19 protein-coding genes and 1 pseudogene are annotated in these 21,614 nt (G+C 65.7%); 4 read left to right on the top strand and 16 right to left on the bottom strand.

The genetic code is table 11. The annotated features are described in order from the left end of the window. Positions 1–54 precede the first annotated feature (54 nt). From ROP_RS35680 to ROP_RS35610, 16 genes and pseudogenes are all read right to left on the bottom strand, one after another. A complete protein-coding gene (locus ROP_RS35680) occupies positions 55–972 on the bottom strand; it encodes an LLM class F420-dependent oxidoreductase (RefSeq protein WP_015890844.1) in 918 nt (305 codons plus the stop codon). Between the two features lie 16 nt (positions 973–988). Next, entirely contained in the window at positions 989–2,164 is a 1,176-nt protein-coding gene (locus tag ROP_RS35675) for an acyl-CoA dehydrogenase family protein (RefSeq protein ID WP_015890843.1), read from the bottom strand. 9 nt (positions 2,165–2,173) lie between these two features. Continuing rightward, complete coding sequence (locus ROP_RS35670; RefSeq protein ID WP_043826968.1) at positions 2,174–2,758, bottom strand: flavin reductase family protein; 585 nt, start codon at positions 2,756–2,758, stop codon at positions 2,174–2,176. A 65-nt stretch (positions 2,759–2,823) separates the two neighbouring features. Beyond that, positions 2,824–3,897 (bottom strand): 2-oxoacid:ferredoxin oxidoreductase subunit beta, encoded by a 1,074-nt coding sequence (locus tag ROP_RS35665; protein WP_015890841.1) that lies wholly within the window; start codon positions 3,895–3,897, stop codon positions 2,824–2,826. 36 nt (positions 3,898–3,933) lie between these two features. Further along, the gene (locus ROP_RS35660; RefSeq protein WP_015890840.1) at positions 3,934–5,862 is read right to left on the bottom strand and encodes a 2-oxoacid:acceptor oxidoreductase subunit alpha; all 1,929 of its coding nucleotides are present in this window, start codon (positions 5,860–5,862) and stop codon (positions 3,934–3,936) included. A 4-nt stretch (positions 5,863–5,866) separates the two neighbouring features. Then, positions 5,867–6,811: an alpha/beta fold hydrolase gene (locus tag ROP_RS35655; protein ID WP_015890839.1), complete on the bottom strand. Its 945-nt coding sequence runs from the start codon at positions 6,809–6,811 to the stop codon at positions 5,867–5,869. Between the two features lie 135 nt (positions 6,812–6,946). Next, positions 6,947–8,152, bottom strand: a complete 1,206-nt coding sequence (locus ROP_RS35650) for a thiolase family protein (protein WP_015890838.1) — start codon at positions 8,150–8,152, stop codon at positions 6,947–6,949. A 32-nt stretch (positions 8,153–8,184) separates the two neighbouring features. After that, positions 8,185–9,651, bottom strand: coding sequence for an aldehyde dehydrogenase (locus ROP_RS35645; protein ID WP_015890837.1), 1,467 nt, complete (start codon positions 9,649–9,651; stop codon positions 8,185–8,187). A gap of 55 nt (positions 9,652–9,706) precedes the next feature. Beyond that, entirely contained in the window at positions 9,707–10,492 is a 786-nt protein-coding gene (locus ROP_RS44450; RefSeq protein WP_231869087.1) for an enoyl-CoA hydratase/isomerase family protein, read from the bottom strand. A gap of 96 nt (positions 10,493–10,588) precedes the next feature. Next, positions 10,589–12,106 (bottom strand): annotated as a pseudogene (locus ROP_RS44445) (AMP-binding protein); the annotation flags it as partial. A 10-nt stretch (positions 12,107–12,116) separates the two neighbouring features. Then, entirely contained in the window at positions 12,117–13,658 is a 1,542-nt protein-coding gene (locus ROP_RS35635) for a class I adenylate-forming enzyme family protein (protein ID WP_015890835.1), read from the bottom strand. Between the two features lie 108 nt (positions 13,659–13,766). After that, positions 13,767–14,288, bottom strand: a complete 522-nt coding sequence (locus tag ROP_RS35630; protein WP_005573256.1) for an aromatic-ring-hydroxylating dioxygenase subunit beta — start codon at positions 14,286–14,288, stop codon at positions 13,767–13,769. 2 nt (positions 14,289–14,290) lie between these two features. Beyond that, entirely contained in the window at positions 14,291–15,586 is a 1,296-nt protein-coding gene (locus tag ROP_RS35625; RefSeq protein WP_015890834.1) for an aromatic ring-hydroxylating oxygenase subunit alpha, read from the bottom strand. Next, positions 15,583–16,095, bottom strand: coding sequence for a Zn-ribbon domain-containing OB-fold protein (locus ROP_RS35620; protein WP_015890833.1), 513 nt, complete (start codon positions 16,093–16,095; stop codon positions 15,583–15,585). Before ROP_RS35620 ends, ROP_RS35625 begins: the two co-directional genes overlap by 4 nt. Further along, on the bottom strand, positions 16,092–17,240 hold the full coding sequence (locus ROP_RS35615; RefSeq protein WP_015890832.1) for a thiolase family protein: 1,149 nt from the start codon (positions 17,238–17,240) through the stop codon (positions 16,092–16,094). Before ROP_RS35615 ends, ROP_RS35620 begins: the two co-directional genes overlap by 4 nt. Beyond that, positions 17,237–17,536: a hypothetical protein gene (locus tag ROP_RS35610; protein WP_005573262.1), complete on the bottom strand. Its 300-nt coding sequence runs from the start codon at positions 17,534–17,536 to the stop codon at positions 17,237–17,239. Before ROP_RS35610 ends, ROP_RS35615 begins: the two co-directional genes overlap by 4 nt. A gap of 305 nt (positions 17,537–17,841) precedes the next feature. Between ROP_RS35610 and ROP_RS35605 the strand changes: the two genes are divergently transcribed. The 4 genes from ROP_RS35605 to ROP_RS35590 all read left to right on the top strand — a co-directional run bounded on the left by ROP_RS35605 (position 17,842) and on the right by ROP_RS35590 (position 21,611). After that, positions 17,842–18,738 carry an alpha/beta fold hydrolase gene (locus ROP_RS35605; protein ID WP_043826053.1) on the top strand — a complete coding sequence of 299 codons (897 nt, stop codon included), beginning with the start codon at positions 17,842–17,844 and terminating at the stop codon, positions 18,736–18,738. A gap of 9 nt (positions 18,739–18,747) precedes the next feature. Next, positions 18,748–19,578 (top strand): 2-oxo-hept-4-ene-1,7-dioate hydratase, encoded by an 831-nt coding sequence (gene hpaH / locus ROP_RS35600; protein ID WP_015890830.1) that lies wholly within the window; start codon positions 18,748–18,750, stop codon positions 19,576–19,578. Further along, complete coding sequence (locus ROP_RS35595) at positions 19,578–20,354, top strand: aldolase/citrate lyase family protein (RefSeq protein WP_015890829.1); 777 nt, start codon at positions 19,578–19,580, stop codon at positions 20,352–20,354. The genes hpaH and ROP_RS35595 overlap by 1 nt, the downstream gene beginning before the upstream one ends. An 84-nt stretch (positions 20,355–20,438) precedes the next feature. Next, on the top strand, positions 20,439–21,611 hold the full coding sequence (locus ROP_RS35590) for an acyl-CoA dehydrogenase family protein (RefSeq protein WP_005573266.1): 1,173 nt from the start codon (positions 20,439–20,441) through the stop codon (positions 21,609–21,611). The last annotated feature ends 3 nt before the right edge of the window (positions 21,612–21,614 follow it).

Genomic DNA, 21,614 nt, shown 5'->3' with positions numbered 1-21,614 from the left:
CGCGCTCCACCGGAACGCGCATGTCCGCTCGATTTTCGTGCCGGAACAGCCGGTCTATCGGCTGATCAGCCGTTCGCTCATCATCGCGATGTCGCGCTCGAAGTCGTCGAAGCTACGGCTGGATGGCTCGATCGTGATCCAGGTGACGCCGGCGTCCGCGTAGGCACTCAGCCGCGGTGCGAGGGCGTCGCAGAATGCGGTCGAATCGCCGGACTGCTGCAGTTCCTTCTCGAAGGGCACGAACGAGACGTCGATGGACGATTTACCGGCTTCGGCCCGCTTCTTGTTTTGCGCGGAGATCATCTCGCGGAGGCTGCCGATGTCTTCGAGCGGCGGAGTTCTCGTGATCTCCGCCATTTGCGCGGACTGCGCCATCGGCATCCATCCGTCCGCCGATTCGACGACGCGACGTCGGGCTGCCTTGCTGTTGCCCCCGATCCAGATCGGTGGTCCCCCCGGCTGCGCCGGCAGCGGGAGCGAGAGGTGGTCGCTGCATCCGAACTCCGGACCGTCGTGATCTTCGCCAACCCAGGTGGAGCGCATCGCGGCGATCGCCTCGTCGAGCAACTTCCCGCGCCGGGCGAAATCTGCTCCGAGCGCGTTGAACTCGGTCTCGAGATAGCCCGCGGCCATGCCGAGGGTGAGCCGTCCACCCGACAGTAGGTCGAGGCTCGCTGCCGATTTGGCCCCGAGGTAGGGGCTGCGATACGCGGCCACCATCACGTAGGTGATGAGTCGGATCCGTGTCGTTGCCTCCGCGGCCATACTCAATGCAACGAACGGGTCGAAGGCGTGGTGACCCCCGTTGGCCAGCCACTTCTTGTCCGGGTACGGGTGCTCACTCATCGCGAAGCCGTCGAACCCCACATCCTCGACGAGCTTGGCCACCTGCCCGAGACTGCCGTCACCGATCCACTGCGGGTAGTGCTTCACCGCACGCATCGGGAACATCAGATTGAATTTCAGATCCATGTCCCTGGGTTCCCCTTCACTTCAGCAGTTCACGAGCTATGACCACCCGTTGGACCTCGGTGGCGCCCTCGCCCAGCCGCTTCACGCGAAGGTCGCGAAACCACCGCTCGAGTGGCAGTTCGTCGGAGAGCCCGAGAGCGCCGTGGATCTGGATGCACCGGTCGATCACCTTGTACGCCACCTCGGTGCCGTACATCTTGGACACGGAGGCGTCGGTGCGCACGTCTTTGCCGAGATCAGCATTCCACGCCGCCTGGTACATCAGGAGTCGGGCGGCCCGCAGCTCGACTTCGCAGTCGACGAGCATCCACTGGACACCCTGCTTGTCGGCGAGTGTGCCGCCGAACACCTGCCGGTCCTTTGCCCACCGGCACGCCATGTCGAGGGCCGTCTGCGCGATGCCGATGGGTCCGGCGGCGTAGATGATCCGGCCGTGCACCAGAAAGTCGGAGGCGAGGGCGAACCCTCTGCCCTCCTCACCGATCAGGTTCTCGACGGGGACGCGCACGTCGTCGAAATGCAGCTCGTACGGCGCGAACGACGCCATCACCCCGATACGGTGAAACGACATCCCCGGACTGTCCTTCTCCACGATGAAACAGGAGATGCCGCTCCGGCCTTCCCCGGTCCGGGCGTAGACGACGCCCCAGTCCGCCTTCTCGGCGTGACTGGTCCACATCTTGCTCCCGTTCAGCACGTAGTGGTCGCCGTTGCGGACGGCCTTGAGCTTGATCGCCCGTGCGGGATCCGATCCCCCGGACGCCTCACTGATCGACGTATAGGACTTGGTTGCCGTGCCGTCGATGATCGGTTGTGCGTACCTGCGGAATTGCTCTTCCGTCGCCGTGTACATCACGTTCGGCGGATTGCCACCGAACGCACCCAACGCCGGGAAGAACGCACCCATACGGCATTTCGCGGCCTCCTCGGCCACGACGACTTGCCCCAGGACGCTGAGGCCGGCACCACCGAACTCCTCCGGCGTCTGCATAGCCCACAACCCGAGCGACCGCGCCTTCTCCTGCAACGGAATCAGTCGTTCGCGGGGCAGCCCCGCCGCGTCGTGCGGCAGGGTCGCTTCGAGGGGATGCACCTCCGACTCCATGAATCTGCGCACGGTGTCCCGCAGCATGCGGAACTCTTCGGGCAGTTCCCAGGCGCCGGTGACGGAGGACTGTTCGACAGTGGTCATCGGCCGTTCCTAGACTTTCTGGCCGAAACGTCGCACCCGGGCGTTGGCGAGCTGCGGCTCGTGGTTCGCGTCGTACTGGGCGATCCACTCCTCGGGAAGCTTGCCCCAGGCCTCGTTGATCTTCAAGCGCTGGCCGGGGTTCAAGATTTCCGCTGCGACGACGTCACCGACGAAGATCGAGCTCTCCTGGACGTCGAGAGTGCCGGCGATGCGGGCCTCGACGTAGCTGTGTGCGTCGAGCAGGATCGGGGCCCCGGTGACTCCGGTCTTGGTGCGCAGCTTCGAGAGCTTGTCCCCGTCCCGGCCCGAACTGCCGCCAAGCGTCATCAGAATCTCGAGGGACTTCGCCAGCTGATCGTCCTCGGCGCTGAGCATGTGCATGACGAAGATGCCGGAGTTCGACACCATGTCGTGCGTCTTGTTGAACTTGGTCAGGCTGATGGTGGCGCGGGGAGCCTCGGGGATGATGCTCGCAGAGCCCGCCGACAGCGACATCAGGCCGTTGCCGAAGCCACCGTCGACGGTGGTGACAGCAACCGGAAAGGGGCGCAATCCGGCAAGTACTTTGTTGGCGGCGTCGGTGTCGACACTCATGGTGTGTTCCTTCATCTCGGGTGTGTTGGTCGGTGATCGCCGAACCAGCGATGGAGCCCCTGGGCTCAGTCGATGGTCCACGTGTTGTGGCCGTTGAGGGTGGCCTGCAGATCTGCACCCCCGGTGGATTTCGCCGCCGTCACCTGGTTCCGGACTGCGTCGTCGTAGGTGGGGCGTGTCACCGAACGGATGATGCCGGTGACGGTGTAATTCAGACTCTGATCCGACAGACGCGAGAGCGCGTAGGCATACTCGGGGTCGTCGGTGTGGGCGTCGTGGATCACGATGTCGTGTGGTGCGACATCACCGGCGTTCGCCACCTGCAATCCGAAGCCTTTTCGTACGACGCACAGTTCTCCGTCGTCGCCGAACGTGATCGGCTCACCGTGCCGCAGCGGGATCAGTCGTTTTGCCGCTTCTTCCTTGCGGAGGGCGTCGAACGATCCGTCGTTGAAGATGGGGCAGTCCTGCAGGATCTCGACGAACGCCGTCCCGCGGTGGCGGGCGGCGGCCATCAGCACCTCGGTGAGGCCGGCACGGTCTGAATCGAGGGCCCGGGCGACGAAGGTGGCTTCGGCGCCGACGGTGAGGGACATGGTGTTGAACGGCGCGTCGACCGATCCCATCGGTGTGGACTTGGTGACCTTGCCGACTTCCGAGGTCGGTGAGTACTGCCCCTTGGTGAGGCCGTAGATCCTGTTGTTGAACATGAGGACTCGCATGTTCACGTTGCGGCGAAGGGCGTGGATCAGATGGTTTCCGCCGATCGACATCGCGTCGCCGTCACCGGTGACCACCCAGATCGACAGGTCGGGACGGGTGACCGACAGGCCGGTCGCGAGGGTCGGTGCCCGGCCGTGGATGGAGTGCACCCCGTAGGTCTCCAAGTAGTACGGGAAGCGGGAGGAGCAGCCGATGCCCGAGATGAACGCGATATTCTCCCGCTTGAGTCCCAATTGCGGAAGCATGCTCTTGACGGTTGCCAGGATCACGTAATCGCCACAACCGGGGCACCAGCGCACCTCCTGGGTGGACGCGAAGTCCTTCGCCTTCATCGGCACCTCCGACTTCGGGACGGTGTCGAGGGCGCTGAGCCCCAGTTCGAATCCACGAAGATCGGACGGGATGACACTGGTCATGGGAGAGCTCCAATCGAAGAACTGTGGGTCGCAGAGCTAGCGCGTGACCACGGCCGCGCGGGCGGCCGGGGTCTTGGCCGATTCGGACGCGGCGAGGGTGCCGCCGAATTCCTGGAGGAACGCTTCGTGCAGTTCGTCCGCCCGGAACGCCATCCCCGACACCTTGGTGACGGGCTGGATGTCGGCGTCGAACCGGGCGCGCAGCAACATCGACAATTGGCCGAGGTTCATCTCGGGGACCAGGACACGCCGGTACCCGGTCAACACCTCGGCGAGGTTCGCCGGCATCGGATTCAGGTGCCGCAGGTGCGCACGAGCGATCTTGTTGCCCCCATGGCGCATTCGCCGAACAGCTTCACCGATAGGGCCGTAGGACGAGCCCCAGCCGATGACCAGCACGTCGGCGTCGGCGTCGGGATCGTCCACGATCAGATCGGGAACCTCGATGCCGGCGATCTTCGCCGCCCGAATCCGGGTCATCAGTTCGTGGTTGACGTCGGTGTACGAGATGTCGCCGCTGCCGTTTTCCTTCTCGAGTCCGCCGATCCGGTGCTCGAGACCGGCGCTACCGGGAACGGCCCAGTCGCGGGCGAGCGTCTGCGGGTCACGGGCGTAGGGCAGGTAGCCGCCGTCGGCGCCACCACCGTGCCCGGTGACGGCGAACGCCGGATCGATCGGAGGTAGCGCACCGACGTCCGGGATACTCCACGGTTCCGAGCCGTTCGCGATGGCACCGTCGGACAGTACGAGAACGGGAGTGCGGTAGGTGACGGCGATCTGCGCGGCCTCGAGGGCGGCATCGAAGCAGTCGGCGGGCGACTGCGGCGCAATCACCGCCACCGGGGATTCCCCGTTGCGGCCGTACAGGGCCTGCAGGAGGTCGGACTGTTCAGTTTTCGTCGGCAGCCCGGTCGAGGGTCCACCTCGTTGCACGTCGACGATGACCAACGGCAGTTCCGTCATGACGGCCAGCCCGATCGCTTCGGACTTGAGGGCGAGTCCGGGACCCGACGTGCTCGTCACGCCCAGGGCACCGCCGTAGGACGCACCGAGCGCCGCGCCGATGCCGGAGATCTCGTCCTCGGCCTGGAATGTGACGACGCCGAAGTGCTTGTGCTTGCTGAGCTCGTGCAGAATGTCCGAGGCCGGCGTGATCGGATACGTACCAAGGAAGACGTCCATGCCGGACGTCCGGCCTGCTGCCAGCAACCCGTAGGCCAGGGCGGTGTTGCCCGTGACCTGCCGGTAGGTTCCGGTGGGCAGCGTCGCCGGCGCCACCTCGAAGCTCGTGGCGAACGATTCGGTGGTCTCGCCGTAGTTCCACCCGGCCCGCAGGGCCAGGACGTTGGCCTTCGCGATGTCCGGTTTCTTGGCGAACTTGCTGGCCAGAAACTCTTCGATGGCGGCGAGGGGCCGTCCGTACATCCAGGACAGAACTCCGAGTGCGAACATGTTCTTCGACCGCTCGGCGTCCTTCTTGCCCAGCCCGACCGATTCCACCGCACCCAATGTGAGGGTGGCCATGGCGATCTCGTGGATCTGGTAGTCCTCGAACTCGGCGGTCTCGAGGGGGTCGCCGTCGTACCCGACCTTCGACAGGTTCCGCTTGGTGAACTCGTCGCTGTTGACGATCAGTGTGCCACCGCGAGGCAGATCACCGATGTTCGCCTTCAGCGCGGCCGGGTTCATCGCGACGAGGACGTCCGGGCGGTCACCCGCCGTGAGGATGTCGTACTCGGCGATCTGGATCTGAAAGCTCGAGACACCGGGAAGTGTTCCCTGGGGTGCCCTGATCTCGGCCGGAAAGTTCGGCTGCGTGGCGAGATCGTTCCCGAAAGCGGCTGCCTCTGCCGTGAACTGGTCGCCCGCCAGTTGCATGCCGTCGCCGGAGTCGCCGGCGATCCGGATGACGACCTGTTCGAGTTTGGTGACCGGTCCGGTCGCCGATTGCGTCGTGGATTCCATCTGACTACCAATTTCCCTTCGCCGATTCCGAGGCCAGAGCCCGTATCGACTGGTCGAGGTACCCGAGCAAGCTCGCGGTGAAGATGTCGTTGTCGTCGCCGGCCACCATGTGGCCGGCGTCCCTGACGTCGACGACGTGGGCGTGCGGGATCAGTTCGCGCATCTCCGCGACGCCCTCGTCGGATACGACGTCGGACTCCTTGCCGCGCACCAGCAGGACGGGACAGGTGATGTTGCGTGCCGCCCGGCGCGAACGTTCGTAGATGACTGCGCTGACCGGCGTATCGGGGTGGGAGCCCGCATCGTCGTTGAACATGACGCGGGGATCCCAGTGCCAGTGCCAGCGACCGTCGCGCAGCCGGAGGTTCTTCTTCAGGCCTTCGAGGTTGCCGGAGGGCCGGCGGCGCGGGTTGTACGCGGAGACCGCCGCGGAGGCTTCCTGGAGGGAGCCGAAGCCGTCGGGTGCGCTCGTCATGAACTGCCGGACCCGCTGTCCGCCCGCCACCTCGACACGTACCGCGATGTCGACGAGCACCAGAGCCTGTGCGAGCTCGGAATCCTCACCGATCGCGATCAACGACACCTTGCCGCCGAGAGAGGCGCCCACCAGAGCCACCGGAAGGTCACCGTGTTCATTTCTGACATGTTGGATAATTAGACGGACGTCTTCGGTCATGATCGACATGCCGTAGTTTCCGGATTCGTCCCACTCGCTGTCGCCGTGGCCGCGGAGGTCGACGGCGTACGCGATCCAGCCGGCCGCCGCCAGGCGTTCACCGGTTCGACGCCACGAGTGCCTCGTCTGGCCGCCGCCGTGCAACAGTAGGACTACGCCAGCGTATTTGCCGCTTGCACCGGACCTTTTCCACCGGTCTGCCGAGAGTCGAAGCCCCGCCCCCTCGATACTCAGCGTTTCCGGAACATCCGAAGGCTCTACGTCGAGCTCCATCCGAACCGCCTTTCTCGTGGGCTGCACCGCGTGGGGCCACACCGGGAGTTTGTCTCGGCGGCCCGGGCGAGGACTCTGGGTACCCACTCGCCCGGGCTGCCGTTCCCTTACTTTATCTGACAGTTGTGTTCATTTCTAGTCTTTCGGGACCGGAACTTCGATCACGACTGCGCCGGCCTGACCGCCACCCGCACACATCGCCGCGACGCCGTAACCGCCACCCCGCCGACGCAGCTCGTTCATCAGCGTGACGACCATCCGCGCGCCCGAGGCGGCCACCGGGTGACCCAGGCTGCATCCGCTTCCGGCGGTGTTCACTATCGATTCGTCGATCCCGAGTTTCTTGCACGCCGCAACGGGAACCGACGCGAAGGCCTCGTTGATCTCCCACAGGGCCACATCGGCGATCGAGATTCCGGCCCGGTCCAGCACCTTGGGGATCACGTCCAGCACCGCAAGTCCGGTGCGCGCCGGGTCGACTGCCGTCGCCGCCCAGGACTTCACGGTGGCGAGGGGTGTGAGTCCGGCCTCGGCCACGAGGTCGCTGCCCACGATCGCCACCGCAGCGGCAGCATCATTTATGCCGCTGGCGTTACCCGCGGTGATGGAGAAGTCCTCGATCTCGGGATGAAGGACCTTCAGGCTCGCCAGCTTCTCCGCGGTCGAACCGCGGCGCGGATGTTCATCGGTGGAGAATTCCACCACCGAACCATCCGGCTGGAGCGCCTGCACTGGGACGATCTCGTCCGCGAAGGCACCGGAATCGATTGCGGCGAGCGCCCGTTCGTGGGACCTGAGTGCCCAGGCATCCATTTCCTCGCGGGTGATACCGACCTCGCGTGCCGTGTTCCATCCCACCGTGATCGACATGTCCATGTTGGGTGCCTCGGCGGAGTCCGGGTGTGTCGGCGGCATCCACTTGTCGGTGAACTCGTCGACGGTCCCGGGAGTGCGGAACTTCTGCAGCGGGCCGGTGGAGGTCGACTGGGTGCCGCCGGCGATCACCGCGCGTTCCGCTCCCGCGATCACGGAAGCGGCGGCGTGGCCGATCGCGGTGAGGCTGCCTGCGCAGTGCCTGTTCACGGCCTGTCCGGGCACCTGGAGCATCCCGGCGACCACCGCCGCGTGCCGGGCGATGTCGCCGCCGCCGTAGTTGGACTCGGCGAGGATGACGTCGTCGATCTGCGACACCTCGAGCCCGGAGCGCTTCTGCACTTCTTCGAGTACGACGCGGGCGAGTTCCATGGCGGTGGTGTCGCGCAGAGTGCCCTTGAACGCCGTAGCGATGGGTGTACGGGCACCGGCGACGATGACGGCTTCGATCTTTCCTGATTCTGACACTGTCCAGTCCTTCGATAGTGGGATGCGCGGGGTCAGCCGAGCGTGAAGGGGTCACGGGTGTCGCCGGTCAGCTCGACCCACACCGCCTTGGTTTCGGTGAAGTCCTTGACGGCGTCGATACCGTTCTCGCGGCCGATGCCGCTGGCCCCCATGCCGCCGAAGGGCACGCTCGGGGCGACGGCACGATACGCGTTGATCCAGATCGTGCCGGCACGCAGCTTGCCTGCCACCCGATGCGCCCGGTGAACGTCCTTGGTCCACACCGAACCCGCGAGACCGAACTCCGTGCCGTTCGCAGCCGCGACTGCGTCGTCCTCGTCGGTGAACGTGGAGACGACCAGGACGGGTCCGAACACTTCCTCGGCCACGGCGCGCATGTCCGGTGTGACATCGGTCAGGACGGTGGGCTTGACGAAGTAGCCGCCGAGTTCCTCCACTGCTTCTGCACCGTAGGCGATGGTCGCTCCCTGCTCGCGCGCCGACTCGAAGTGCGACAGCACCTTCCGGAACTGCGGCTCGTTGGAGACCGGCCCCATCTCGGTGGCGGGATCCCGCGGGTCCCCGAGGACGATGGTCGATGCCCGGGCCACGATCTTCGACACCAGTTCCTCGGCGACACTCTCGTGTACGAGCAGACGCGACCCGGCGAGGCAGGTCTGTCCCGTCGCAGCGAAGATCCCCGAAATCACGCCATTGGCAGCGGCATCCAGGTCGGCGTCGGGGAACACCACCTGAGCCGACTTGCCGCCGAGCTCGAGCGTGAACCGGGTCATGTTCTCCAGAGCGGCCTGACCGACTTTGATGCCCGTACCGGTGGAACCGGTGAAGGCCACCTTGTCGACGCCGGGATGCGATGCGAGAGCGGCGCCGGTCTCGGGACCCCATCCGGTGACCACGTTGATGACCCCGGGTGGGAAACCCGCTTCCTCGAAAAGCCGCGCGAAGGCGAGCGTCGACGCGGGTGTGTGGTCACTCGGCTTGACGACGAACGTGCATCCCGCTGCCAGTCCCGCGGCGAGCTTCCAGGTGAGCAGCAGCAGGGGCGAGTTCCACGGCGTGATCGCACCGACGACGCCGACCGGTTCGTGCTTCGTGTACACGAGGTAGTTGGGCTTGTCCGTCGGAATGACACCGCCCTCGAGCTTGTCTGCCATGCCCGCGTAATAGTAGTAGTACTCGGGCAGGCCCTTCATCTGTCCGGCCATCTCCCGCAACAGCTTTCCACCGTCGCGAACCTCGAGCTCGGCGAGGTTGTCAGCCTCCCGGGCGATGACGTCGCCGAGCTTCCAGATGAGCTTGCCGCGGGCCGTCGCGGTCATCCGGCCCCACGGACCGTTCAGTGCCTCCCCCGCGGCACGAACCGCACGGTCGACGTCCGACACTCCACCGTCGGGCACCGTGGCCCAGGGCCTTCCGGTGAACGGGTCGAGGCTGTCGTACGTTCTGCCCGACTCGGCTTCCACCTCGGCGCCGCCGATCAGCAGCGGAAACCGGATCACTTGTTCTGTAACGACGCTGCTGCTCACAGCACACTCCTTGTTCGGTGGGGCAGGTTCAGCGGAATCGCGGCTTGCGCTTGTTGGTGCGGGAGTCGACGTCGTCCCTGCCGTTGTTTCCGATCTGGGTATAGGACAGGCCGTTGCGCAGTGCCATCGACGGCATCATGTCGAGGGATTCCCAGATGGCACGAACCGTGCCCTGGATTGCCTCGGGGCGCCGCCCTGCGATCTCGGTTGCGAGTTCGTGGGCGCGATCCCACAACTGCCCGGGTTCGGTCACCTCTGTCACGATTCCGGCCCGCAGAGCGGTGTGCGCCGTGATGCGTTCGTCGCTGCCGAGCAGCGCCCACCGCATAACCTCCCCGAAGGGGATTCCGCGCGCCAGCATGCCGATCGGCTCGAGGGCAGAGACCCTGCCACCGTTTGCATGTGGGTCGAAGAAGGTCGCGTCCTCCGAACAGATCACGATGTCGGACTCGTTGACGAAGTACATCGCGCCGCCAGCAGCCATGCCGTTCACCGCGCAGACAACCGGCTTCCACACCTTGTGCTGCCGGGGGCCCAGCAGCACTCCGGGGTCTTCCTGGTTCCACTGGTTCAGGTGGGTCCACCAGGGCGGTGCACTGACATCGACTCCGGTGCAGAAGGCCCGCTCCCCCTTGGCGCGGACCACCGCGACATGGATGTCGTCGTCGTCCCGCACCCGTGCCCACACAGCGGCCATTTCCCGGGTCATGGCCTCGTTGAAGCAGTTCAGTTGGTCCGGGCGGTTCAGGGTGATGGTGGCAATATGGTCCGCGATCTCGAATTCGATGGTGTCGAACACGGTTTCGGTCACGATCGGCTCCACTCGTGTATGTTCCGAAGGCCTCGGTTGCGAACTGTCTTCGGAGGCGAACCGCTTCCGTAGTTCCGGTTTGACGATTTTTCCCATCGCGTTGCGCGGCAGCACGTCGAGCACCTCGACCTGCTCCGGGAACTTACGGATGTTCAGACCGACCTCGTGAAGGAAGTCCCGCAGGTCCTCCAGGGCCGGCGGTCGGCCGGGATTCGCCGGCACCACCACGGCACACACCCGCTCGCCGCTGTTCGGGTCCGGTACCCCGATCACCGCGACGTCCGCGACAGCTGGGTGGCCGATGACGGCTTCCTCGACTTCACGCGCCGAGATGTTCTCCATCTTGCGGACGATGACGTCCTTGATGCGGCCGGTGACCGCGAGGCAACCGTCGGCGTCCACATAGCCCAGGTCGCCGGTGCGGAAGAATCCGTTCCGGTCGAGCGTTCCCTCGTCCAGTGCACTGTCCACGTAGCCCTTGAACAGCTGCGGTCCGCGCACCCGGATCTCCCCGATCTCACCGGTCGCCGCGTCTGTCTCGTCGGTGCGAACGATCCGGAGCGCACCCCCACCCGCGGGGAAGCCTTCGAAGACCGCGTGCTGTTCATCCGTGTCGTCCGGAGTACCCCAGGTGATGTAGGGGCATTCGGTCATACCGTAGCCCGAGATGACACCGACCCCGCCGAGTGCGGTCTTCGCCGCGGCGTGCTGCGCACGTGGTCGCGGTGAACCACCCGCAAGGGTGGCCCGTGCGTGGGGAAACAGCGGCACCGCACCCCGTTCACTGGAGAGGCGAAGGTACTCGTTCGTGAACGGGAGACCAGAACCCACCAGGGTGACGTTCTGCTCGATCAGCAGATTCGCCGTCTCCTCGGGGACGAAGGTCGCGCTCACGATGAGAGCGTGTCCGACGATCACCGCGTGCAGCAGGTGTGCGATGCCCCCGATGTGGGCGACCGGCGCCAGCGCAGCACAGCGATCCTCCGGACGGGCCCGGACGTTGGTGACGAAAGTCGCCGCTGCCGCGAGGAGGCCTCCGTCGGTGTGCTTGACGCCCTTGGGCGCTGCGGTGGTACCGGAGGTGTAGAAGATCCACGACACGTCGTCCGGGTCCGCGGGATGCGCCGGTGGTGGTAAGACCGCCGGGTCGCCGAGTTCCCATTCCCCGTCGACGACGAGTACCTGCAGGCCGCGGGCACTTCCGGCCGCGACTCGCGCCGCCATGTCCGCGTAGTCGTAACCGCGGAACATCCGGGGCACGATCAGGAGGCGCGAACCGACCTGCTCGCTGATGAACGCGATCTCCGGGTCACGCAACATCGTGACGAGTGGGTTCTGCACCGCACCGAGCCGCGACAGGGCCATGGCCAGAGCCATGGTCTCGACCGTGTTCGGCAGTTGCCAGGACACCACGTCCCCGGCCCGAATCCCCTTCGTGTAGAGCGTCGCCGCGATTCCTTCGGCCAACCGCCGGAATGCGTCGAAGGAGAAGGAACGCCGCGTTTCGTCGACCGCGAACTCGGCGGACGGGGTGATGGCGGCTCTCGCCGCCAGCGTTTCCCAGATCGATTCCACCTGTACTCGGCTCGCGTCGACCACGCTCTGGGCGCTGACCATGGCCTTCTCCCTACTCCGCCGAGACCCGGAGGTCGTCGGCGATGACGCGCTTGAGAATTTTGCCTGCGGGACCGAGAGGGAAGTCGCCGCGGTAGACGAAGCGCCTGGGCTGCTTGTACCCGGCCAGCTCCGCCCGGCACAGCGCCGTCAGCTCGGCAGTGAGGGCGTCCTCGTCCACGTCATCGCGTGGGACGATCACCGCGACCGGTGTCTCGCCCCACTCCGGGTCGGGAATTCCCACCACGGCAACCATCTCGACCTGTGTGTGGTGTCCGATGACCCGCTCGATCTCCGCCGGGTACACGTTGAATCCGCCCGAGATGATCATGTCGGTCTTGCGCCCGGTGATGTGCAGATAGCGCTCCTCGTCGAGGTAGCCGAGATCGCCGGACCAGAGACCGGTGGAGCGGAACGCCTCGGCCGTCTGCTCCGGGCGGTTCCAGTACCCGACCGCGTTCGCTTCACTCACGATCACGATCTCGCCGATTTCACCTGCAGGGAGTTCGTTGCCGTCGGCGTCCACGATGCGGATGGAACACATCGGTGTCTCCTGCCCACACGAGGTGAGGATCGAGGTCTTGCCCGCCACCATGTCCCGGTGATCCTGGGGCGTCAGGATCGTCGCCTGCCCACCGCATTCGGTCAGACCGTATCGCTGCTGCATGTCGCAGCCGAGCATGTCCATGGCCTTCTTGGCCAACCCCGGAGGGACGGGCGCCGAACCGTAACTGATTCGGCGCAGGCTGGATATGTCCCGTGCGGGTCCCTCCTCCAGGATCCGCAGGGTCCGCTGCAGCATCGTCGGGATGAAGGTGGTGAACGTGACTCCGCTGCGCTCGATCTCGTCGATGACGGCCTGAGGGTCGAACCGACGGTGGATCACCATCGTCTGCCCCAGGTAAGTCCAGGACAGGGTGCGCACCATCCCACCTGCGGTGAAGAAGGGGGTGGTGGCGAGAAAGACGTCCGAACGATCGCCTTCGGTGACGAGAGTGGTGTCCACGACCTGGGCGAGCATCCCGCGGTGCGTGTTCACAACCCCTTTCGAGCGGCCCGTCGTTCCGCTCGTGTAGAGAATGAACTGGATGTCGTCCGGCGTGAGATCCGCCGGAGTCGGGTCGGTGGATCGGGCACCGCGCAGGGCCGTCTCGTACTCGGCGCCGGCAACGCTGCCCCCGATCTCGAGAACGGGAGCCAGGTCGTTCAGTTCCGCGCCGAACCGCTCCACCTGGTCCGTGTGGACGATCGCGCCGCGAGCTCCCGAGTCGTCGCGGACGTGCGCGAGTTCGTCGGGAGCAAGGCGGATGTTCACCGGCACCGCGACGAGTCCGGACTTGGCGAGAGCATAGGTGATCTCCGGCCATTCGATGCAGTTGCGGGCGATGACGAGGACACGGTCGCCCTTCGCCAAACCTTGGTCGAGGAGATGGTTCGCCAACCGCCGGGCCCGTTCGTCGACCGTCGTCCACGTGTGGGTTCGATCGCCCTCGACGACGGCCGGCTTGTTCGGGTATCGCCGTGCGTTGTTCCGTGGGATGTCGCCTACTAGCACTGTTCCTCGCAAATTGATTCTGGAAGGCGGCGCCTTCGATGTGGTCGGAAGGCGGCGCCTTCGATGTGGCCGGAAGGCGGCGCCTTCGACGGTGGGGTGCGTTGTCGGTCAGATGAGGAAAGCGAGTGTGTCCACGGGGCCGCCCGCGCTGATGAGGTGGACCGTCTTCCCTGCCAGCTTCAGTCCGCCCGGAGTGCGGCGCACACGGTGGATCACCCGGCCGGCCCAGACCCGCTGGGAGTAGCGGTACTCGAAGAGCGCGAAATTCGATCCGACGGTCACGGTGTCCTCGTCGGTGTCCAGCACCTCGGAGTTGCTGAGCAGTCGGCGCATCACCGACGGCGGGGTCTGCGAATGCCGGTTTCCGGTATTGAGCTGCGCCACCCGGCTCTTGATGCGGCGGCGGTTGTCGTAGATGTACGACAACCGGGTCTTCGGGTCGTCGTCGGGATGCATGGGGACCCAGTAGAGCGCGTCGTCGTCCCACAGGAGTTCCCACTCGGAGTACCGGGCCTCGTCCGCGAGGCGCGCCTCGAGGTTGAGGAACGCCGCGATGTCGGCGTCGGGCGCGGGCAGCGGGAGGGGTGCACTCTGCAGGGCGGGGGCCGCCGAATTCTCCACGGTGGTCATGCTCAGATCTCCTGTCCGACGACGCTCGCCCACTGGCGGTAGAAACCGCGCTGCGGGGTCTCGGCGCTCTTGTCGCTGTTGACGATTCCGGTTTCGTCTGTCACATCGGTCTCCAGACCGCGGGACAGTCTCAGCCACTCGGGGTCCCGGGCGGCGAGGCCTGCCTGATTGCGCATGCCGATCTCACCGTCGTCGGCGATCAAGAATCCGGCCGGGCCCATCGCACCCTCCGAGCGGCGCAGCGTCCGCTCGTTCATGCGGTCCTGCCCGGGGAACAGCGCTGCCGTCGTGTAGGCCACCGTCTCGTCGGGTCCGATCGGTTCTACGTACATGATGTTCATCTCGGCGAGGAACAGGTTGGGCCAGATCAGGGTGTGCGGCGGGCCCACCACGAGTGAGTCGTGGGTCTTCTCGGGACCGTGGGCCGCCTCCAGCGCCGCGACGTACTCGGGCAGCTTCTCGCGGGGTGTGCGCCCGTACCAGACGAATTCCTCGTCCAGCTTGCGGTACTCCGCCGAGTAGTCGATCTCCGAGTGCCCGCCGCCCATGTCGCGGACCACGACGTCGACCTTCGACGGAATGTGCGACACCTTGGCCGGCCGGATCGCGTCGTAGACCGATGCGTGGGTGAACAGCGCGTGGTAGCCATCGACATTGTTCTCCACCACCATCTTCCAGTTCGCGTGGTGGAGATGCTTCATCCAGTTCGACCGGAGGTCGATGGTGCCCGTCGGTGACAGGTTGAGCAGTCGGTCGATCGCTTTGGTCGCGTTGCCGAGATGTTCCTGCAGTGAGATACCGTCCGCTGCGAGCGACGCGAAGAGGAAGCCGCCGTAACTGTCCACGCGCGGGGCCTCGGCCATGCCCAGTTCCGAGCGCACCTTCTGGAACGCCTCGCCGTATCCGTTCCGCATCGGAACCGCGGTGAGCGATCCGTCGTTGCTGAAAGTCCACCCGTGGTACGGGCATCGGAAGGAGTTGGCGTTGCCCATCTCCGCGTTGCACAGCTTGTTCGCGCGGTGCGAACAGCGGTTGAGCAGGACCCGGACCTTGCCGTCCTTGCCGTGGACCACGACCACCGGGTCGTGGCCGATGCGGCGGGTGAGGTAGTCACCCGGCTCGCTGACCTCGCTCTCGTGCGCTACGTAGACCCATCCTTTCCGGAAGATGGTGTCCATCTCGCGCTGGAAGATCTCGGGCGAGGTGTAGACCGAACCGTGCACGCGATCGTTCTGCACGATGCGCGCGACGTCGAAGTCGTCGGGCACCGTGGTCGGCGTCGATTCCATGGTGGTCATGAGTGGGCCTCCGTCTCGATTGGGGCTGTGGTCCGGGCGGTCGGCTCAGCCGAACTCGTTGTATTGCTGTATGTCTCGGTGATGCACGCGGCGGGAATCCATACGCCGCCCAGTTGCCGAAAGGCGACGTCGACGGTGTCGCCGATGCGGGGCGGGCGAGCCGTCGGGTGAAGCGTGGTCATGATCAGACGGTGCCCGGCGAACAGCTCGACGTCGAGGATCGCGTAGGGCTCGGCCGTCCGCACCAGTCCCGGCTCGAAGCGGTGCATGGTCGTGGCGGAATGGACGACTCCGGTCGGTTCGACCACCCGCCAGTCGCTCTCGCTCGACCCGCAGCCGTCGCAGACGTACTGCTCTAGGTCGAGTGGAATTCCGCAGCGGGCACAAAAGGGCAGGGCGAGTTCGCCGCGGGCGCTCGCCTCGTAGAGGGGCGCGAGCGGGTCGGCTGCCACATCCGGCACGAGGCCGGGATCGAGCAGCCAGTCGGTGCATTCCGTCGTCGTGGTCATGCAGCTCTCTCCAGGATCATGGCGGCATGGTGATCGACCCGGCCACCGATTCCTCCGACGAGAGCAGTACGGGCATCGGGCACCTGGCGCTCGCCTCCCTCGCCACGCAGTTGGATCATCGCCTCCGCGAGGGGCGTCATGCCCTGAAGGTAGAAGCCGGACAACTGGCCGCCACCGGTGTTGACGGGAAGTGCGCCACCCCGGCTCGTTCCGCCGCCTCGTACGAACTCGCCCGCCGGTATTCCGCCGGCGAGCCCGTATTCCTCGAGGAGGAGGAGCGTGACCACCGAGAACGGGTCGTAGAGCTGGGCGATGTCCAGGTCCGTCCGGGACATTCCCGCCTGGCCGAGCGCGTCGTCCACTGCACGCGCACCACCCCCGAACCACGACTCTCCCCCGGCACGACGACGCCGGACCGGGTGATCGCGACCGGTCCCCCGGACGACGAGGCGAACGGGGTTACCGATGCCCGGATCCGCACTGAGGACGATGGCGACCGCACCGTTCACGGGCCGGGCACAGTCGAGGCGACGCAGCGGATCGGCGATCATCGGGCTGGCCAGGTACCCCTCGTCGTCCAGCGGCTTCGTCACCACCGCATCGGGATTGCCCAGTGCCCACGCCCGCGTGGTCGTGGCGACAGCAGACAGGTCGGTGGCCGTGCCTCCGGTGAGGTGCATCCATCTCCGGGTGAGCAATGCGTAGGTGGGTACCGAACCCAGCAGTCCCGATGCCCGTTCGAGTCCCCGTGTCCCGGTGTTTCCCCCGCTGTGGGCGTATGTCGACCCGGCGCCCTTGCCTTCCACCAGCGGGGCGTCGGCGAAGACACAGACCACGGTCCGGGCCGCGCCGGCGTCGATGGCGGCCTCTGCCCGCTGGATCATCGCGATCGTGGTGGCGCCCTTGATCTCGACGTGCTCGAGAAGTCGAAGATCCGAGAATCCGCCCTTGGCCGCGAACGTCACTCCGAGGCGGTCGGGCCGTACACCCTGTGAGGACCCGACGAGAAGTCCGTCGACGTCGGCGTGCATGATTCCGGCGTCGGCCAGAGCCTCCCGGGTCGCCTGGCAGGCGAGTTGGAGCGGGGTGTCACCGGGCTTCAGCGACATCGTGGTCATGCCCAGACCGACCAGGTCGACCGTCACGACACGTCCCTGGTGAGGGGGCGAACCGTCCCCACCGGCCCCAGCGAGCGGTCGCGGTGCTCGTCGCGGTAATTGCCGACGCGCATCCACTCCTCACGGTCCTCGGGGGTCGCGAGGCACAGGCTCGCGAGCTCGAGCGGTGAGAGGAAGATGTGATCTCCCGTCTCGGCGTCCTCGACCAGCAATCTGGGACCGTTCCCGGTCGTGTCCAGCGACACGCGGACCACGGCGAACTCGTTGGCCAGCTGCGCCAGCTCCCGTCGCTCGATCGCGCGGGTCTCCTCATGTACCGACATTGCCCTCAGCTCTTCTCGTGACCCGCCCGCGACGGACTTCGCAGGCGGTCCGGTGTGTGCTTCGCGTCCGGGGAGGCTTGCCCAAACGACTGAACACCTCTCATAGTCATATCGTATGTGAGTGTCAGAAACAATGGTCGATATCCGAAGACCGCAATCCTGGATCTTCAGGAATTCCCAGTTCACGGCTATTGAAATACCCCAACCCAAACGTGCACACTGTGCATAATAAGGTCAAAAGAAGACACAACCGTCAGATCGATGTCCGGCCGTGGCGCCGCCGTCGAATCCAGGAAGGCCTGTACATGAGCGAGACAACGATGACCGTCCCGGCCGTCGCCACCGACAACTACCGAAGCATCTGGGGCTTCCTTCGCGAGCTCGACTTCCGTCAGGGATTCGTGGATGTCGACGGCGTGCGGACACGGTTCGCCGAGACAGGCTCTCCCGACAAGCCGCACGCGATCCTGCTCCACGGAACCGGCGGCCACTGGGAGACGTTCGCCCCGAATCTCGCCGCACTGAGCGAGCAGTACCACTGCGTCGCCATCGACATGGTGGGCAACGGATTCTCCGAGAAGCCCGACCACGATTACGAAATTGCGGTCTACGTGCGGCAGATACTCGCCGTGATGGATCACTTCGGGATGTCGAAGGCGCACTTCATCGGCATGTCACTCGGGGCATGGGTCTCCGCCGCCGTTGCCGTGCAGCGTCCCGACCGCGTTCACAAGCTGATCCTGATGTCGCCGGCCGGGCTGATCGCCACGGCGTCCAACATGGCCCGGATCCGCGCCGAGCGCACTGCCGCGGTCGAGAACCCTACGTGGGAGTCGATCCACAAGGTCTTCGAGCACCTCATCGCCGACGAGGACAACCGTCTTCCCGACCTCGTCGCCCTGCGTCAGGCCATCTACCGGCGCGACGACACCCGCGACACGATCGACCACTTGCTGATCCTGCAGGACGCGACGGCGAGGGATCGCAACCTCATTCCCGAGGAGCAGTGGAAGGCCATCACGGCACCGACCATGATCGTCGCGTCCGGAAAGGACCACGGCGAGTACCAGAACACGGCGCGCACCGTCGCCAGGCTGATCCCCGACTCCGAGGTCTTCGAGATGCCCGAGGTACGCCACTGGCCACACTTCGAGGACCCGGCGAGCTTCAATCCGGCCGCACTCGCCTTCCTCGGCAAGTGAGCAACCACCATGCCTGAATCCGACACATTGGGCGCGGAGGCGATCGCCGACACCGCGCGCCGCCTCTACGAGGCCGAGAAGACGCGGGTGCCCATTCGCCAACTCTCCCTGCAGTATCCGGGGATGACGATCGACGACGCCTACGCGGTTCAGCGGGCGCTCGTCGACCTGAAGACGGCCGACGGACGCAGCGTCAGAGGCCGGAAGATCGGCCTCACCTCCAAGGTCATGCAACGTGCGGTCTCGATCACCGAACCCGATTACGGCGCGATCTTCGACGACATGTTCTTCGACGACGGTGGAACTGTGCCGGCCGGACGATTCATCCGGCCCCGCATCGAGGTGGAACTCGCCTTCATTCTCGGCGAGGATCTGAAGGGCCCCGGGGTGACGCTGTACGACGTCCTGAGCGCGAGTGAGTACGTCACCCCCGCTCTCGAGATCCTCGACGCCCGCGTACAGATGAGCGATCCGGAGACCGGCCATCTCCGCACCATCGTCGACACCATCGCGGACAACGCCGCGGACGCGGGAATCGTGCTCGGTGGCCGGGTGGTGAAGCCCATGGATGTCGACCTGAGATGGGTGAGCGCTCTGTTGCTGCGCAACGGCTCCATCGAGGAGTCGGGCGTCGCCGCTGCCGTGCTCAACCACCCCGGCAACGGGGTGGCGTGGCTTGCGAACCGGCTCGCACCGCACGGCGTGCCCCTGCGGGCCGGCGAGGTGATCCTGGCCGGTTCGTTCACCACCCCGATCTTCGCCGAGCCCGGCGACACGTTCGTCGCCGACTACGGGCCGCTGGGAACGGTTTCCTGTTCGTTTGCGAGGGAAGTCGGCTGATGCAGAACCGATGGGCAGAATCATTGCGCGCCGACCGCCCGAAGATCGGCATGTGGATCGCATCCGGCAACGCGTACAGCGCGGAGATCTGCGCCGGCGCAGGGCTCGACTGGCTCATGCTCGACCTGGAGCACGTTCCCAACGACATTCGTTCGACACTCGCGCAGCTGCAGACGCTCGCGGCGTACCCGGTCGAGGTCCTCGTCCGGCCGGCATCCGGCGATCCCGTGGCGATCAAGCAGCTCCTCGACATCGGGGCAACCAACGTGATCGTGCCGATGGTGGAATCGGCAGAGGATGCACGCGCACTCGTGGCGGCTACGCGCTATCCCCCGCTGGGCATCCGCGGCGTGGGCAGCGCCCTTGCCCGCGCATCACGGTGGAACAGAATTTCTGACTATCTGCCTACCGCAGACGAGAGCCTCACCCTCACCGTCCAGGTCGAGTCGACGGAGGGTCTCGACTGCCTGGAGGAGATTCTCGCCGTCGACGGAATCGACGCGGTCTTCATCGGCCCCGCAGATCTCGCAGCCTCGATGGGTTACCTCGGGAAGCCGGAGAGCCCCGAGGTCGTCGAAGTGATCGAAAAGGCAATTTCCGTCATCGCATCGTCCGGCAAGGCCGCCGGCGTCAACGCCTTCAACGAGACCATCGCCCGCCGGTACATGTCGGCCGGCGCTCGCTTCATCCTCGTTGGTGCCGACGTGACCGTCCTGGCCCGGGGCAGCGAGGCCCTGGCCCGACGGTATTCGGCCGATCCTGATCAAACGGCCTGAAACTCTTTAATCTGACACTGTTGTCACTTATACTCGAGTGGTCGAGTGCGGATCTTCGCGATCCGCCGCTATGGAAGGTCTCCTATGGATTTGGACTTCACACAGGAACAGGTGGAGTTCCGCGACCAGGTACGTACGTGGCTGGTCGAGAACAAGCCCCGTGATCCGCGCCCGCGGGACGACGCCGGTATTCGCGAATACGACATGGCCTGGCAGAAGACCCAGTGGGAAGGTGGATGGGCCGGAATCGCCTGGCCGAAAGAGTATGGGGGCGGCGGCCTGACCCTCCTCCAGCAGTTGATCTGGTACGAGGAGTACGCGGCCCAGGGACTGCCCGGAATCGATGCGAGCTTCGTCGGTCTCAACCACGCCGGCCCCACCCTGATCACCCGCGCCACCGAGGAACAGAAGGCATTCCACCTGCCGAGGATCCTGCAGGGTGATGCCGTGTGGTGCCAGGGGTTCTCGGAGCCGGAGGCCGGCTCCGACCTGGCTTCCCTCAAGACCAGGGCCGTCATCGACGGCGATCATCTCGTGGTGACCGGTCAGAAGATCTGGACCAGTTTCGCCAAGTGCGCGGACTACCAGGAACTGTTGGTACGCACCGATAATGCGGGGTCGAAGCACCAGGGCATCACCTGGGTGATCTGCGACATGCACACACCGGGCATCGACGTCCGTCCCATCGAGACGATCGAGGGCGGTGCCGAATTCTGTGAGGTTTTCTACGACGACGTCCGGATCCCCGTCAGCAATGTCGTCGGCGAAATCGGTTCCGGTTGGAGTGTCGCGATGTCGACGTTGTCGTTCGAGCGCGGAACCGCCTTCACCGCCAACCAGGTTCGCCTGGCGGGGGTCGTCGAGGACCTCATCGAGTTTTCCCGCGACCACGTCGGACCGGACGGTCGGCGACCGGCCATCGCGGACGACGAGATCTCCCGGCGGCTGGCGCGCGCCCGATCTTCCGTCGCGTCACTGCGGGCGATGACCTACGTGGGGATCTGCCAGAACATGCAATCCGACACACCCGGACCGCGCGGGTCGATGCTCAAGCTCCACTACGCCGATCTGGCAAAAGAAGTTGCCGCGCTGGCAATGGACATCGTCGGCGCCGAAGCCCTCCGCGGAACCTCGCGATGGGACCACCACGGTTGGGTCGGAAACTACTTCCATTCCTTCTCTCAGTCCATCGGCGGCGGAACGTCCGAAATCCAACGGAACATCATCGGGGATCGCATCCTCGGCCTTCCGCGCTGACAG

This window comes from Rhodococcus opacus B4 (assembly GCF_000010805.1).
Lineage (GTDB): Bacteria > Actinomycetota > Actinomycetes > Mycobacteriales > Mycobacteriaceae > Rhodococcus_F > Rhodococcus_F opacus_C.
Note: the sequence above shows the minus strand (reverse complement) of the source record. Positions and strands in the feature narration are given on the sequence as shown.

What these genes read in the sequence shown, in the direction of transcription:
- ROP_RS35680 (WP_015890844.1), bottom strand. Translation starts at nt 972, where the DNA reads ATGGATCTGAAATTCAATCTGATGTTCCCGATGCGTGCGGTGAAGCAC.
- ROP_RS35675 (WP_015890843.1), bottom strand. Translation starts at nt 2,164, where the DNA reads ATGACCACTGTCGAACAGTCCTCCGTCACCGGCGCCTGGGAACTGCCC.
- ROP_RS35670 (WP_043826968.1), bottom strand. Translation starts at nt 2,758, where the DNA reads ATGAGTGTCGACACCGACGCCGCCAACAAAGTACTTGCCGGATTGCGC.
- ROP_RS35665 (WP_015890841.1), bottom strand. Translation starts at nt 3,897, where the DNA reads ATGACCAGTGTCATCCCGTCCGATCTTCGTGGATTCGAACTGGGGCTC.
- ROP_RS35660 (WP_015890840.1), bottom strand. Translation starts at nt 5,862, where the DNA reads ATGGAATCCACGACGCAATCGGCGACCGGACCGGTCACCAAACTCGAA.
- ROP_RS35655 (WP_015890839.1), bottom strand. Translation starts at nt 6,811, where the DNA reads ATGGAGCTCGACGTAGAGCCTTCGGATGTTCCGGAAACGCTGAGTATC.
- ROP_RS35630 (WP_005573256.1), bottom strand. Translation starts at nt 14,288, where the DNA reads ATGACCACCGTGGAGAATTCGGCGGCCCCCGCCCTGCAGAGTGCACCC.
- ROP_RS35625 (WP_015890834.1), bottom strand. Translation starts at nt 15,586, where the DNA reads ATGACCACCATGGAATCGACGCCGACCACGGTGCCCGACGACTTCGAC.
- ROP_RS35620 (WP_015890833.1), bottom strand. Translation starts at nt 16,095, where the DNA reads ATGACCACGACGACGGAATGCACCGACTGGCTGCTCGATCCCGGCCTC.
- ROP_RS35610 (WP_005573262.1), bottom strand. Translation starts at nt 17,536, where the DNA reads ATGTCGGTACATGAGGAGACCCGCGCGATCGAGCGACGGGAGCTGGCG.
- ROP_RS35605 (WP_043826053.1), top strand. Translation starts at nt 17,842, where the DNA reads ATGAGCGAGACAACGATGACCGTCCCGGCCGTCGCCACCGACAACTAC.
- hpaH (WP_015890830.1), top strand. Translation starts at nt 18,748, where the DNA reads ATGCCTGAATCCGACACATTGGGCGCGGAGGCGATCGCCGACACCGCG.
- ROP_RS35595 (WP_015890829.1), top strand. Translation starts at nt 19,578, where the DNA reads ATGCAGAACCGATGGGCAGAATCATTGCGCGCCGACCGCCCGAAGATC.
- ROP_RS35590 (WP_005573266.1), top strand. Translation starts at nt 20,439, where the DNA reads ATGGATTTGGACTTCACACAGGAACAGGTGGAGTTCCGCGACCAGGTA.